Annotated in this window: 12 protein-coding genes; 7 read left to right on the top strand and 5 right to left on the bottom strand. The window is 67.9% G+C overall.

Features of this window, described 5'->3' with window-relative positions:
• Nucleotides 1–65: 65 nt before the first annotated feature.
• From V7Q39_RS03420 to V7Q39_RS03405, 4 genes are all read right to left on the bottom strand, one after another.
• Nucleotides 66–965: a LysR substrate-binding domain-containing protein gene (locus V7Q39_RS03420; protein WP_333814993.1), complete on the bottom strand. Its 900-nt coding sequence runs from the start codon at nucleotides 963–965 to the stop codon at nucleotides 66–68.
• Nucleotides 966–1,018: 53 nt separating this feature from the next.
• The gene (locus V7Q39_RS03415; protein ID WP_443082483.1) at nucleotides 1,019–2,971 is read right to left on the bottom strand and encodes an ABC transporter permease; all 1,953 of its coding nucleotides are present in this window, start codon (nucleotides 2,969–2,971) and stop codon (nucleotides 1,019–1,021) included.
• Nucleotides 2,968–3,993, bottom strand: a complete 1,026-nt coding sequence (locus tag V7Q39_RS03410; protein ID WP_333814991.1) for a quaternary amine ABC transporter ATP-binding protein — start codon at nucleotides 3,991–3,993, stop codon at nucleotides 2,968–2,970. Before V7Q39_RS03410 ends, V7Q39_RS03415 begins: the two co-directional genes overlap by 4 nt.
• An 86-nt stretch (nucleotides 3,994–4,079) precedes the next feature.
• Nucleotides 4,080–5,018 carry an ABC transporter substrate-binding protein gene (locus V7Q39_RS03405; protein ID WP_333814990.1) on the bottom strand — a complete coding sequence of 313 codons (939 nt, stop codon included), beginning with the start codon at nucleotides 5,016–5,018 and terminating at the stop codon, nucleotides 4,080–4,082.
• Between the two features lie 185 nt (nucleotides 5,019–5,203).
• On the opposite strand from V7Q39_RS03405, the gene V7Q39_RS03400 reads away from it, so the two are divergent.
• Nucleotides 5,204–5,905 carry a response regulator gene (locus V7Q39_RS03400; protein WP_333814989.1) on the top strand — a complete coding sequence of 234 codons (702 nt, stop codon included), beginning with the start codon at nucleotides 5,204–5,206 and terminating at the stop codon, nucleotides 5,903–5,905.
• Here V7Q39_RS03400 and V7Q39_RS03395 read toward each other — a convergent pair.
• Nucleotides 5,886–8,777 (bottom strand): ATP-binding protein, encoded by a 2,892-nt coding sequence (locus V7Q39_RS03395; RefSeq protein WP_333814988.1) that lies wholly within the window; start codon nucleotides 8,775–8,777, stop codon nucleotides 5,886–5,888. The two genes, V7Q39_RS03400 and V7Q39_RS03395, sit on opposite strands and share 20 nt — an antisense overlap.
• A gap of 40 nt (nucleotides 8,778–8,817) precedes the next feature.
• Here V7Q39_RS03395 and torT point away from each other — a divergent pair, with 40 nt between their 5' ends.
• The 6 genes from torT to V7Q39_RS03365 all read left to right on the top strand — a co-directional run bounded on the left by torT (nucleotide 8,818) and on the right by V7Q39_RS03365 (nucleotide 14,376).
• A complete protein-coding gene (gene torT, locus V7Q39_RS03390) occupies nucleotides 8,818–9,873 on the top strand; it encodes a TMAO reductase system periplasmic protein TorT (protein ID WP_333814987.1) in 1,056 nt (351 codons plus the stop codon).
• A 140-nt stretch (nucleotides 9,874–10,013) separates the two neighbouring features.
• Complete coding sequence (locus tag V7Q39_RS03385) at nucleotides 10,014–10,880, top strand: PhnD/SsuA/transferrin family substrate-binding protein (RefSeq protein ID WP_333814986.1); 867 nt, start codon at nucleotides 10,014–10,016, stop codon at nucleotides 10,878–10,880.
• Between the two features lie 7 nt (nucleotides 10,881–10,887).
• Nucleotides 10,888–11,688 carry a phosphonate ABC transporter ATP-binding protein gene (locus V7Q39_RS03380; protein ID WP_333814985.1) on the top strand — a complete coding sequence of 267 codons (801 nt, stop codon included), beginning with the start codon at nucleotides 10,888–10,890 and terminating at the stop codon, nucleotides 11,686–11,688.
• Nucleotides 11,685–12,479 carry a phosphonate ABC transporter, permease protein PhnE gene (phnE, locus tag V7Q39_RS03375; protein ID WP_333814984.1) on the top strand — a complete coding sequence of 265 codons (795 nt, stop codon included), beginning with the start codon at nucleotides 11,685–11,687 and terminating at the stop codon, nucleotides 12,477–12,479. Before V7Q39_RS03380 ends, phnE begins: the two co-directional genes overlap by 4 nt.
• Complete coding sequence (locus V7Q39_RS03370; protein ID WP_333814982.1) at nucleotides 12,476–13,144, top strand: class I SAM-dependent methyltransferase; 669 nt, start codon at nucleotides 12,476–12,478, stop codon at nucleotides 13,142–13,144. The genes phnE and V7Q39_RS03370 overlap by 4 nt, the downstream gene beginning before the upstream one ends.
• Nucleotides 13,141–14,376, top strand: coding sequence for an alpha-D-ribose 1-methylphosphonate 5-triphosphate diphosphatase (locus V7Q39_RS03365; RefSeq protein ID WP_333814981.1), 1,236 nt, complete (start codon nucleotides 13,141–13,143; stop codon nucleotides 14,374–14,376). The genes V7Q39_RS03370 and V7Q39_RS03365 overlap by 4 nt, the downstream gene beginning before the upstream one ends.

Here is a 14,376-nt window from a genome sequence, read left to right as displayed (position 1 = left end):
GGTGCCTCAGATGACGGCCCCCACCCGCTTCAGGCAAGCGAGGAAACTTCCGGGGAGCGTTGAGGTCAGCTCAACGCTTGAGCGGACAGCAACCAATCGCGGAAGACCTCTGCCTCCGGGCGCAGCGGGCGGCTGGACGACCAGGTGACATGGATCGCAAAGCGATCGGCGATCTCTGTCGTCGTGACCTGCACGAGTTCTGCCTTCGCGATCAGCGGCTTGACCGAGCTGGACCAGCCAAGCGCGATCCCCTGCCCATCCAGCGCCGCCTGCAGGGCGATGACATAGGAATTGAACCGGCGGATGTTCGGTCGTTCCAGCACGGCCCCCGCGGCCTGCAGGAATCCGTCCCAGGTCATCCAGTCCCAGTCCGGCCCCTCGACCGACAAGAGCGGCGCCGCCGCCAGTTCGGTCGCGCCCGCCACCGGATGGGCCGCCAGGAAACCGGGGCTTGCCACCGCCATGATCGTCTCGTCCTGCACCCGGGCCGCATGTTCCCCCGGCCAGTTGCCGTCGCCGTAGCGCAGCGAAAGGTCGATGTCCGGCCGCAGTCCCTCCTGCCTGCGCTCCGAAATGACATGCTCCACCACGATATCCTGATGCTGGCGCCAGAACGCACCCAGCCGGGGCATCAGCCACAGCTGCATCGTCGCCATGTTGGACAGGATCGCGACATGGTGCCGGTCGGACTCGCGCACCTGCTGCAGCGCGGTCGACACTTTGAGGAAGGCCTCGGACAGGCTGGCTGCCACCGCCTCGCCCTCTCTGGTCATCGAGATCCCGTCATGCCGCCGCAGCATCAGCGTGGCCCCCAGGTCAGCCTCCAGCTGTCGCACCTGCCGCGAGACCGCGCCGGGCGTCACGTTCAGCTCTGCCGCCGCATGGGTGACGTTCCGCTGCCGCGCCACGGCCTCGAAGGCAGCCAGTGCCTTCAGCGACGGAAGATCATAGGGGCGGCGGCTCATCGCCAGAGCCTAGCGAGAAAACGCGATCGGTGGAAACCCCGGACGGCAGGAGCTCAGGCGTTGCCTGTCGAAGACCGCCGTCGCGAAGCGAAGGAAAGCAGTAGATGGTCCGCCATCAGGCCCATGAAGGCCACCGCAAGCCCAAGGACCAGTCCCTTCCCCACATCCGTCGACGACAGCGCGCGCTGCATTTCCTGGCCAAGATCCTGCGTGCCGATGAAGGCCGCGATGATCACCATGAAAAGCGAGAACATGATCGACTGGTTCGCACCCACGACCAGCGTCGGCACCGCCAGGGGCAGCTTGACGTGCCACAGAAGCTGCCGCGGGCTCGCGCCCGACATCTGGGCGGATTCGACGATTTCGGGCGGTATGCTCCGCAACCCCTCAATGGTGTAGCGCACGATGGGGACCGTGGCGAAGACCACGACCGCGGCGACGACGGCCACGTCGTTCACGCCGAACAGCATGATCACCGGGATCAGGTAGATGAAGCTCGGGAAGGTCTGCGCCGTGTCGCAGACCAGAAGAAAGCGCCGCGCGCGGGTCTCTGTCCCGGCCCCCAGAAGCCCCAGCGGCACACCGATGAGCAGCGCAAGGGAGACCGAGACGAAGACGGTATAGGCGGTGATCATCGCCCGGTCCCACCAGCCCGAAAGCGCGATCGGGACAGCGAATGCAAGGCAGACCAGCGCCGACCGCAGGCCACCGACCCGCCAGCCGATCCCGGCAAGCGCAAGGAGGACGGCCGAGGTCGGAAGCCACAGGAAGGCGTTGCGCAGCGGGATCAGCACCCAGCTGATCAGGAACCAGCGAAGCCAATCCGTGACAGGGCCGATGAACTGGATGAAGTCACCGACGGCGGCATCGACCGGCCCCGACAGGCTGAGGGCCTGCTTGCGTTCGACCTCGGCGAAATAGGGATGCGCCCAGGCCATCGCGAAGCCCAGTGCGACAAGGGCCAGCCAGATCACCAGCAGGCGGTGGCGATGCAGCCAGGGGCCATCGACATGTCCCGGTTGCTTCACGGCCCAGGCCTTCGACATCCGGTCCAGCACGATGGCCAGAAGCACGATGGTGACGCCGATCTCGAAGGAAAGGCCGATCTTCAACGCCTGGAGGAGTTGCAGAAGCTTCTGCCCCAGTCCCGGCATCCCGATGAAGCTGGCCAGCACGACCATCGCCAGGCTCTGCATGATCACCTGGTTCACCCCGATCAGGATCTCGGTTCGGGCGGCGGGCAGGCGGACGCGGGTCATCAGTTGCAAGCGGGTGGCGCCGCTCATCTTGCCGCTTTCGATGATCTCGGGCGAGACGCCGCGCAGGCCGAGCAAGGTCATGCGGATCATCGGCGGAACCGAAAAGATCACCGTGACGATGGCCCCGGCCTTGGGTCCCACGCCGATGAAGACCACGACCGGGATCATGTAGGCAAAATGCGGCAGCGACTGCGCGATGTTCAGAATGGGGTTCAGAAGCCGCTCGGCCGTCCGGAAGCGCCAGGCGAGCGTTCCCAGCGCAAGGCCCAGGGCCACCGAAAGCGGTGCGGCGACGACGATGACCGACAGCGTCTCCATCGCCCATTTCCACTGGCCCATCACGGCGATCCAGACAAAGCTCCCGGCAGCCAGCGCGGCCAGCCGCCAGCCCGCCAGCGCATAGCCCGCCATCCCGGCAGTCGCGGCGATCACCACCCAGGGAATCGGCCCGACATGGGGCCAGCGCGATTTGCCGTAGAGAAGGTTCGCAGTCACATCCAGGCAGAACTCCACCATGTCCGAGAAGGCGCGGGTGAAGGCCATCAGTCCCAGATCGTCACGGGCAAAGGCGAAGGCGGCGTTGATCCAGTCGGCAAAGGGAAGAACCAGACCCTCGGGCAGGCGAACCAGGCTCGCGGGCAGGACATTGCGGCAGACGACCAGCACCAGCGCGGCAAGCAGGATCGCCTGCGCGATGCGCTTCTGGTCCAGGCGGAACGGCGTTTCGGGAAGTGTCGCCGCCATCATGCCGCCGGCCCCAAGAGAAGGTCGAGCGCCGCCTTGCGGTCGAGAAGCCCCGCGATGCCGCGCTTGTCCGACAGCGGGATCAAGGCGCGACTGTCGCCGACGATTCGGCGGGCCAGCGCATGCAGCGTCTCGCCAGCCGGAAGCGGCTCGCCTTCGACGGCGCGGCCGTCGACCGGCAGCGCCAGCGCTCCGGCATGGACCACGCGGGTGCGGTCGATTGCCTCGGTGAACTTGGCGACATAGGGCGTCGCGGGGGCCATGACGATGCGCTCCGGCGTGTCGATCTGCTCGACCACGCCATCCTTCATGATGGCGATACGGTCGGCCAGCCGCAGGGCCTCGTCGAAGTCGTGGGTGATGAAGACGATGGTCTTGGCCAGCATCCCCTTCAGCCGCAGGAACTCGTCCTGCATCTCGCGCCGGATCAGCGGGTCGAGCGCGCTGAACGGCTCGTCCAGAAACCAGATGTCGGGCTCAACCGCCAGCGACCGGGCGATGCCGACGCGCTGCTGCTGGCCGCCGGACAGCTCGCGCGGGAAATAGCCCTCGCGGCCCTTCAGGCCCACCAGTTCCAGCACGTCCCGCGCCCGCGCGATCCGCGACCCGCGGTCCTGCCCCCGCATCTCAAGCGGGAAGGCCACATTCTCAAGCGCCGTGCGATGGGGAAGCAGGCCGAAGCTCTGGAACACCATGCCCATCTTCTTCCGGCGCAGCTCGATCAGCTGGGGTTCGGTCAGCTTGCCGATGTCCCGCCCCTCGACCTCGACCTTGCCCGCAGTGATGTCGAGAAGCCGCGCCAGGCAGCGGACCAGGGTCGACTTTCCCGATCCGGAAAGTCCCATCACCACCAGCATCTCGCCGCGCCGGATGTCCAGCGACACGTCGCGCACGGCGGCGATGTGGTTCGTCGCGCGCAACTCCTCCATCGTCGTCTGCGGCGTCAGGCGCGAGCCCAGCCGTTCGGGATGGTCGCCGAACACCTTCCAGACGTTCCGGCAGGAAATCACCACATCGCTTGTCATCACGGGAAGCCTCCGATGGAAAAGGCCACCCGGAAGGGAAACTCCGGGTGGCAAGGTGAGTCATCACCCTGAGGTGACTTCGGAGATCATTCGGTCCAGGGCTTCCAGACCGCCTCGTTCGCTTCCAGCCAGGCGGTCGCGGCATCCTCTGGCTCCATCCCGTCGACATCGACAAGCTTGGCCATCTCGGCGATCTGGGCGTTGGTGAAGCTCACTTTCTGCAGGGTGGCATAGGCGGCGGGCCACTTGTCCTTCATCCCGTCCCAGGCCGCGATCTTCAGATAGCCGTTGGCCGGGTTGCCGCAGTCGAAGGTCTTGTCGGGCAGGGGCCCCTTGGACGGATCGGTGTCGCAGCCCTCTTCCCAGGCCGGGAATTCGACGAATTCGCCCGGCCAGACCGCCTCGGCGAAGTTCGGGGTCCAGTTGAAGACGACGATCGGGGTCTTGTCCTTTTCCGCCGCCGCGATCTCGGCCCAAAGTGCCGCCGCCGACCCGGCATTCACCACCACGAAGTTCATCCCCAGCGCATCGACCTTTTCCTGGTCGTGCTTCAGCCAGTCCACCGGCCCGCCCAGAAAGCGGCCCTTGTCGCCGGTCTCCGGGGTCGCGAACTTGGCCGCGCAATCGTTCAGCGCCTTCCAGTCGGGCAGGCCCGGGCAGGCCTCCTTCGTCCACATAGGATACCACCAGTCTTCGCGGGTGATGCCGGCATGGGTGGCGACATCGTGGATGCCGCCCTTTTCCACCGCAGCGCGGAACGACTTGCCGAAAGCGCCTTCCCAGACTTCCACTTCCAGCGTGGCATCGCCCAGCCGCACCGCCTCGTACACGGCCTGGCTGTCGGTCGAGACGTATTCGACAGAATCGCCCATGCTTTGAAAGATCTGGCCCACCACGTTCGACATCACGATCTGGCTCGACCAGTTGTGGGTCGGGATGATGATCGGGTCCGAAGAATCTTCGGCGAAGGCGGGCGCGGTCAGAGCGAGGGTCGCGGCGCCAAGAAGCAGTCCGGTCAGTTTCATGTGTTCGATCCCTGTTCAGGTCGCGCCGTGGGCGGCGCCGACGTTTCCTCGGAAAGTCGATCGCTTTCCTGAGAGGCAAGGTTATGGGCTGGATGTGAACGTGTCAGACCCCTGCGATGAACGGGCTGGAGAATGTTGTTACAGAATGTTAACAAGGCCGCGCCACTTCCCGGGACGCCGCCTGCATGACCCCTGCCGCCCATATCGTCATTATCGAGGACGACCCGGTGACTCGCACCGCGCTGGGGGGCTATCTGGAAAGCTTCGGCTACCGCGTCACCGCCTGCGCCGGGGCCGAGGCGGCCGAAAAGACGCTGGCGCAGGAAAACCCCGACCTTCTGATCGTGGACATCAACCTTTCCGGCAAGGACGGGCTGGAGATCACCCGCGAACAGCGGGCCCGGTCCGAGATCGGGATCATCCTCCTGTCAGGGCGCACCGATGACGTGGACCGGATCGTCGGGCTGGAGCTCGGGGCCGACGACTATGTCTGCAAGCCCTTCAACCGGCGCGAGTTGCTGGCGCGGGTGAAGAACCTGTTGCGGCGGACGGCGGCGATGCGGCAGCTGACGCGGCGGGTGGTGCATTTCGCGGGCTTCACCTTCGATACCGCCGCCCGGCATGTGGCCGGGGCCGACGGGACGGGCGTGCAGCTGACGCGGGGGGAATACGAGCTTCTGCGCACCTTCGTCCTGAACCCCGGCATCGTCCTCTCGCGTGACCGGCTTCTGGCCAGCATCACCCATCGGCAAAGCCTGACCGGCAGCCGGACGGTGGATGTGATGGTCAAGCGGCTGCGGGCGAAGTTCGGCGACGACCCGAAGCAGCCGCGCATCTTGGGCACCTCGCATGGCGAGGGCTACGTCTTCACTGCGCCGCTGTCCTGACCCCCGCCAGATCGTCCAGCGCCTGCAGCGAGCGGATCAGTTCGCGCTCCGCCGACACCGCCGCGGCCAAGAGGGGGTCCACGGCCTCGGGCCCCGGTCTGGCGCCCCGGCGCGAGAGGGCGGCCAGCACCTTGCCCAGTTCCGGCAGGGTGAAGTTGCCCACGGCGCCCTTCAGCTGATGCGCGCGGTGCTCGACCTCCCCCGCCGCGCCCGTCCGCAGGGCTTCTGCCAGCGCCTGCACCTCCGGACCCATCCGGTCCAGCATCAGGCGCACCAGATCGCGCGTCGCCGCGGGGCCAAGATCGGCCAGGGTCTCGCGTACCGCGGGGGCGATTCCCGTCCCGCACAGCCGGTCCAGTGCCGCGGCCAGCGCCTCGGGTGACAGCGGCTTCGACACCACCTCGTCCATCCCGGCGGCACGGCAGGCCGCCACGTCTTCGGGCTGGGCATGGGCCGAGACGCCGATCACCGGCAGCCGCGCCAGCCCCGGCAACGCCCGCAACCGGCGCGTGGCCTCGATGCCCGAAATGCCCGGCAGGTTGACGTCCATCAGCACCGCGTCGAAACGGCCCCGCGCCAGCATGTCCAGCGCCGCCTCGCCGGTCGCGGCGATCACCGCCCGGTGGCCCAGCGCCGTCAGGAAGCCCATACCGACCTCCTGGTTGACCGGGTGATCCTCGACCAACAGCACGCTGAGGGGCGGCAGGTCCGGCGCCGAAGCCGCCCTTGGCGCGGGCAGCGCCGCCCCACGGTCGAAGGGCAGTCGCAGGGTGAAGGTCGCCCCCTGCCCCCGCTGGCTTTCCACGGTCAGGACGCCCCCCATCAATCCGGCAAGCCGCCGCGAGATCGTCAGCCCCAGCCCGGTTCCGCCATGCGTCCGCGCGGTCTGCGGATTCTCCTGCTGGAAGGCCGCGAAGATATGCTCCAGCGCCTCGGGAGCGATCCCACGCCCGGTGTCGCTGACCGTGAAGCGCAGAAGCAGCGGGTCGGCGTCTGGCCGGCCCTGCAACGCCACGGCGATCCGGACTTCGCCCCGGTCGGTGAACTTCACCGCGTTCGACACCAGGTTGAACAGGATCTGCCGCAGCTTGCCCATATCGCCCCGCAGGGGCGGCAGCGCGACCTCGGGCAGCGCCGTCACCAGCCGCAGCCCCTTCTCCTCGGCCATGGGCGCCATCAGAAGCGCGATCTCCGCCAGCGCCTGGGCCAGGTCGAAATCCACGATCTCGTCGGCCACCTGCCCCTGCCCCAGCTTGGAATAGTCCAGGATGCTGTTCAGAAGGCCCATCAGCCCCTTGCCCGAGGCCAGCGCCGCCTCCAGCCGCGCCACCTGCTCGCGCGTCAGCCCGTCTCGCGGCAGGTTGCGCAACATGCCCAGCACGCCGTTCATCGGGGTACGGATCTCGTGGCTCATCATCGCCAGGAATTCCGACTTCGCCCGGTCTGCCGCCTCGGCCCGGTCGCGGGCCGCGTCATGGGCGGCCACCTCTCCCCGCAGCTGCTCGGTCTGTTCGTCCACCAGCTGCTGCAACTCGCTGCGGTGGCGGCGCAGCTCTTCCAGATGCCGCTCGCGCTCGGCCGCCAGTTCGCGGTTGGCGATGGCCTGCTGGCGGAAAACCTCGACCGCGCCCTCCATCCCGGCGATCTCATCGGTGCCCGAGCGGCGGATTTCCTCGCCCAGCTCGCCCTCGGCCAGCCCGGTCATCCGCGCCGACAGCGTATCCAGCCGCCGGATCAGGTTGCCGCGGACATAGAACCACAGCACCCCCATCGACATCACCAGCGCCAGCAGGGTCGAGAAGGTGTACAGCTGCTGCGTCGCTAGGACGCCCTGCTGCGCCGACCGCCCCGAGGCGACCGCGTTTTCCTCGATCCGGTCCGCCAGCGCGGCTGCGGCGCTTTCCAGCTCCAGCGCCGCCTGGCGCAGATCAGTCTCGGCTTTCGCGATCTGCCCGGTCAGCTCCAGCACCTGGGCCGCCGTCTCGAAGAGACCCGCGCCCTCGGGCGGCGCGGCGCGCGCGGCCCCGATCCCCCGCAGCAGCACCCGCACCCTGTCCGCCCGGCGCGGATCCTGTACCGAAGTCAGCCGCCTCGCGATGACCTTGACCCGTGCGGCAAGCTCGTCGCGCAAGGCTTGCAACTCGTCAGGCGACTGGACCCCGGCGACCCGGTTCAACAGAAGCCCGACTTCGGACGCATGCGACCGCAGCTCGAACATCAACCCCAGCTGGAAAAGGTCGACCTCGATCAGCTTGTCCAACGTGTCGAGCCGCGTCGCGGCGTGCTCAGGCTCCGGCCCCTCCATGTCGTAGAGGCTGGAGATGACCGCAGACGCCCCCATCTCGGCGTTGGCGACCAAGGTATCCGCGATCTCCGTCAGTTCCGCCGCCGCCGCGAGGCCCGCGTCAAGCTGGTCTTTCCGCCGCGCAATCAGGCTGATCCGCTGCCGCACCAGCCGGTCGATCGTGGTCAGTGCCTCGCGCAGGCCCGCCTCGGCGGTCAGCGCATTGGCCAGGGCGTCCTTTGGCAGCCCTTCCTGGCGCAGAAGCCGCGAGCGCAGCGCACCGGCCTGATCGAAAAGAAAAGCCGCCCGCTCGGCCCGCTGCGTCTCGTCCGTCACCGCCGCCAACTCGGGCGCGACCGCGACCACCCGGCTCGTCTCTTCCGCCACGCCCCGCACCTCGGAGATCGCCGGAATCGCCTCGGTCACGACGCGCGACTGGTTGGCCGCCACATCCTTCAGCTCGAACCAGCCCAGAACCCCGGTAGCCACCGGAAAGCCCGCGATCAGCACGATGGCCATCACCAGCCGTCCGCCAAGACTCGACTTGTAGCCGAACTTCCGCAAGGTTCGCCCCCGGGGATCAAACATGCGGGCAGGCTATCACCTTATCCGCGAAAGGGGAGAGGCGATGCGCAAGACCTTGGCGGCAGCACTTCTGGCGGCGGCTATCGCCCCACCGGCGCAGGCCGAAGTCTGGAAGCTCGAGGCACGCTCGATTCCCTTCGATGACACAAGCCCGGCGGTGCCCATCGACTATATCCCGCTGGACCACGCGGCCAAACCCTGGCGCTTCTGCATCCTCTACCCGCATCTGAAGGATGCCTACTGGCTGTCGGTCAACTACGGAATGGTCGAGGAAGCCCGCCGCCTGGGCGTTGCCTTCGACGTGTTCGAGGCCGGGGGCTACCCCAATCTCACGCGTCAGATCGAACAGCTGAAGGGCTGCGCCAGCGACGAATTCGACGCGGTGATCGTGGGCACGGTCTCCTACACCGGGCTGACGGCAGAGGTCGAGCGGATCGCCCGGCTGAAGCCCGTGATCGCCGCGGTCAACGATATCGACGACAGCGGCATCACCGCCAAGGCCAGCGTCCCCTGGACGGAAATGGGCGCCGCGGCCGGTCGCTTCCTGGCCGAACGTCACCCCCGGAGCAGCCCGCCGGTGACCGTCGCCTGGTTCCCCGGCCCGCACGGCGCGGGCTGGGTCAGCTTCATCGAGGCCGGCTTCCGTACCGCCTTGGCCGACAGTTCCGCCCAGATCGTCATGACCCGCTTCGGCGACACCGGGACCGAGGAACAGGTGCTGCTGGTGGAGGAGGCACTGGAGGCCATGCCCGACATCGACTACCTCGTCGGCAGCGGCCCCATGGCCGAGGCCGCCGTCCCCATCCTGCGCGCGCACGGGCTGGAGGGAAAGGTTTCGGTCGTATCGACCTATCTCAGCCATGCCGTGTACCGGGGCCTCGCGCGCGGCCGCATCCTGGCCGCACCCACGGATTCGCCGGTCGTCCAGGGGCGGCTGGCCCTGGAAATGGCCGTGCGGGCGCTGGAAGGCAGCCTGACGGTCCGCCATGCCGGTCCGCCGATCTCGATCGTGACGCCGGATACCGTGGGAAACGCCATTGCCGAAAGCTCGCTCGCCCCTGCGAGCTTCGTGCCGGTCTTCACGCTGGAAAAGGAATGACCTGCGCACCGGTCTCGCGTTGCACAGCCGGACGTGACCACGACACCTGAGGACTGTCGCAGTCCTGTGATCTCTCCTTCGCGCCACTGTAGTCATTGACTGCTAGCCGTCCGCTCAGCTCACTGAAAGGACGTCGCCCCATGAAACACCTTCTCGCCTCCGGCCTGCTTGCCGTTGCAATCGCTTCGGCAACCGCCTCCGCCGCTCAGGAGACCATCCGCTTCGCCGTCACCGACATCGACGGGATGGAAGCGCTGCAGCGCGAGATGGGGCCGTTCAAGGAGGCGTTCGAAGCCGCCTCGGGCCTGAAGGTCGAATTCTTCCCGGTTTCGGGCCGCACCGTTGCGGTCGAGGCGATGGCGGCGGACCAGATCGATTTCGTTCTGACCGGCCCGGCGGAATATGTCGTGTTCAAGGCGCGCCTCGATGCCCAGCCGGTCGTGACCTGGGTGCGCCCCGACTACTACTCCACCGTCGTGGTGCTGGAGGACAGCCCTGCCAAGACGCCCGCCGACCTGAAGGGCCAGACCATCTCGTTCGGCGAGATCGGCTCGACCTCGCAGCACCTCGGCCCGGTCGACCTGCTGGCCAAGGCGGGGCTGGCCTATGCGGTAGATTACCAGCCGGTCTTCCTGAACCGCAACGTCGCGGTCGAGGCCCTGATCAAGGGCGATATCGCCGGGGTCGGCCTCAACCGCACCCATTTCGACAAGATCAGCAAGAAGTTCCCCGACCAGAAGTTCCGGGTTCTCGTAAAGGGCGATCAGCTTCCCGACGACATCCTCCTCGCCTCGGCCAAGGTCTCGCCCGAAGTGGTGGACACCGTCCGCAAGACCTTCGCCGACCACGGCGCCGAAATGCTGGCGGCGCTGACCTCGACCGAAGAGAACGCCAAGTATATCGGCGGCACGTTCAACCCCAACGTGACCGACGCCGACTACGACGTGGTGCGCAAGATGTTCGAGAACATCGGCATCACCGAATTCACCGAATTCGTCGGCGAGTGAGCCTCGGATGAATGCGCCGCTTCCCCCGCAGGCGCTGGCCGGTTCTGCCCTGGCAGAGCCGGTCCTTGCCGTCCGGGGCCTGACCAAGGATTTCAACGGCCGCACCGTGCTGCAGGACCTGAGCTTCGCGCTCGCCCCCGGCCAGGCGACGGCGCTGATCGGCGCCAACGGCTCGGGCAAGTCCACGCTCCTGCGCTGCCTCGTCCGGCTGATCGAACCCTCGGGTGGCGATATCCGCATGCTCGGCCGGGACATCCGCGCGCTTCCGCCCCGCGCGCTCCGCCGCCTGCGGGCCGAGGTCGGCATCGTCTGGCAGCGCCACAACCTTGTGCCCCGCCTCTCGGCCCTGTCGAACGTGATCCACGGCGTTCAGGCGCGGATGTCCGGTCCCCGCACCTGGGCGCAGTCGCTGGCCCCGGCGGCCGTCCGGGACGAGGCGATGGCCTGCCTTGTCCGTGTGGGCCTTGCCGACCGCGCGCTGCTGCGGGTCGACAGCCTGTCGGGCGGGCAGCAGCAGCGCGTCGCCATCGCCCGGATGCTGATGCAGCGCCCCGCCTTCATCCTTGCCGACGAGCCCGACGCGAGCCTGGACCCGCAGACCGGGGAAGAGGTGATGTCGCTCCTTCTCGGCCTGGTGCGCGAAGAGGGGCTGTCGCTTCTGGTCATCTCGCACCGGCTGGAACACACCCTGCGCTTTTCCAACCGCATCCTCGGCCTCGCAAACGGCCGGATCGCGCTGGACCTTGCCACCCAGCGCGCCAATGCCGCCAGCTTGCGCCAGTTCTTCGACCATGCGGAGGCCGCATGACCACGCTTGCCCCCGCCCGCTTCCAGCACCGCAGCTTCGTGGAATACGCGGCGCTCCTGGCCGTGCTGCCACTGGTCGTCACGTCGCTCGCCGCCACGGCCCCCGCACCCGAGAAGCTGGGCAGCGGCATCGCGCGGCTCTTCGCGCCCTCGGGCATGCTGACACGGATGTTCCCGCCCGACTTCACCCGGATCGTGCCCATCGGCTGGAAGCTTCTGGAAACCCTGCAGATGGCCGTCGCGGGGTGCTTCCTCGGACTGATCCTCGCACTTCCCTTCGCGATCCTCGCCACCGACCGCCTCTCGCCGCACCCGCTGGTCCGCCACGCCGCGCGGGCCCTCATCGCGCTTTTCCGCACGGTGCCGGATCTGGTCTGGGCCATCATCTTCATCATCATCGTCGGCCTCGGCCCCGCCGCCGGCGTCATGGCGATCATGGTCGACAAGATCGGCTTCGCGGGCCGCTTCTTCGCCGAGGCGATGGAGGAAACCGACCCCGGCCCGCAGGATGCGCTTCGCGCCATCGGGGCCTCGCGCCTTGGCATCATCGGCTCGGCCATCATTCCCGCCTGCCTTCCCTCCTTCACGGCCACCTCGCTCTTTGCGCTGGAAAAGTCCGTGCGCGGCTCCGCCGCCCTGGGCCTTGTCGGCGCGGGCGGCATCGGGGTCGACCTCAAGGTCGCCTTCGACCTTTTCAACTACGACGAGGCCCTTGCCATCATCCTGATGATGCTCGTCCTCGTCATCGCCGTCGAGCAGGGCTCGGGCTGGATCCGCAGGAAGCTGATATGAACCACATGCTCACCGACACCGCGCATCTCTACTGGAACGCCGAATGGCAGAAGGCCGACGGCACTTCGCCCTGGGCGATGCCCGAGCCCTGGGTCGTCGACCATGCCAGCACATTCCCCCCAGGGGCGCGCATCCTGGACCTCGGCGCCGGGATCGGCCGCCACGCGCTGGCCTTTGCGGAAGCCGGACACCACGTCACCGCGCTTGATGCGTCCGAGGCCGCGATGGCCGCTGTCGGCGCCGCGGCCTTCACCAAGGGATTGACCATCGACACGGTGCAGGCCCCGATGACCGACCTGCCCTTCGAGACGGCCAGCTTCGACCACGTTCTGGCCTGGAACGTCATCTACCACGGCGACGAATCCGTCGTGCGCCGCACGCTCTCCGAGGTGGCCCGCGTCCTGCGGCCCGGCGGCACATTCATGGCGACAATGCTGTCTGCCCGCCGCCTGCCGGTCGAGAAGGCCAAGGCCAGGGGCCGTGAGATCAGCCGCAACACCTGGGTCTTCGAGAGCGAAGGCGACAAGGTCCATCCGCATTACTTCTGCACGGGCGCCGATCTCGTATCGCTTCTCTGGGGGTTCGAGGTCTTCACCTTGTTCGACCGGCCCCATGTCAAGCCCGGCTCCTGGCACTGGCATCTTCTGGCAGAGCGTCTGGCATGACCGCGGAACTGATCGAAGGCGCCCGCGTCATTCTGGAAGACCGGGTCGAGATCGCCTCGGTTCGCATCGAGGGCGGGCGGATCACCGGCATCGACGTGGCCCGCGACGGGGCGAGCCTCGTTCCCGCCCGCGGGCGCCTGCTGGCACCGGCCTTCGTCGACATTCATGGCGACGCCTTCGAGCGGCAGGTCATGCCGCGCCCCGGCGTCATGGTCCCGGTCGAAACCGCGCTTCTGGAAACCGACCGCCAGCTTGCCTCGAACGGCATCGCCACCGCCTACCACGCCCTCACCCTGTCCTGGGAACCGGGCCTGCGCAGCGTCGACACCGGCTGGCAGATCGTCCGCGCGCTGGAACGCCTTCGCCCCCGCCTCACTGCCGAGAACCGGCTGCAACTGCGGTGGGAGACGTTCTGCCATGAGGCCGAACCCCTGATCGCCCATGTCCTCTCCGGCCCCGACCGTCCGGCGCTGGCGTTCAACGACCATACGACCTCGATGCTGTTGCATCCGGATTTGGCCGTGCAGGATCGGCCCTTCGACCAGGTCGATCCCTATCCAGTGACGCCCTTCGACGCCCCGCGCTTCCTGAAGAAGATGGCCGACCAGGCCCGCCGCGCCCATGTCTCGCCCGAAGACTACGCGGCCCTCCTGACCGGCGTATGGACCCGGCGCGCAGAGGTCCCGGCCCATATCGCCCGCATGGCCGCGCTGGCCGGGGCGCACAAGGCGCCGATGCTTTCCCACGACGACAGCCAGGCCGAAACCCGCGGCTATTACCGCGGCCTCGGCGCAATGGTTGCCGAGTTCCCGATGCATGACCGCGTCTTCCTTGCCGCGCGCGAGGCGGGCGATGCCATCGTCCTCGGCGCGCCGAATGCGATGCGCGGTGGCAGCCACCTCGGCAGCCCCGGCGCGGCGCAGATGATTGCGCGGGGCCTCTGCGACATCCTCGCCTCCGACTACTTCTACCCGGCCATGCTGGGGGCGATGGTCCGCCTGCACGCCGACCGGGTGGCCCCGCTGCCTGCGCTCTGGAACCTCGTCTCGCTGAATCCCGCCCGGGCCATGGGCCTTGCCGACCGGGGCCGTATTGCGCCCGGCCAGCGCGCCGACCTCCTCCTCCTCGACTGGCCCGAAGGCCACGCCCCGGCCCCGCTGCGCACCTGGGTCTCCGGCCGTCCGGGCTATTCCGCCTTGCCCTCGATCCCTCAACCCGAACCCGCCCTCTGA

The organism is Tabrizicola sp. (genome assembly GCF_036781545.1).
Taxonomy (GTDB): domain Bacteria; phylum Pseudomonadota; class Alphaproteobacteria; order Rhodobacterales; family Rhodobacteraceae; genus Tabrizicola.
Note: the sequence above shows the minus strand (reverse complement) of the source record. Positions and strands in the feature narration are given on the sequence as shown.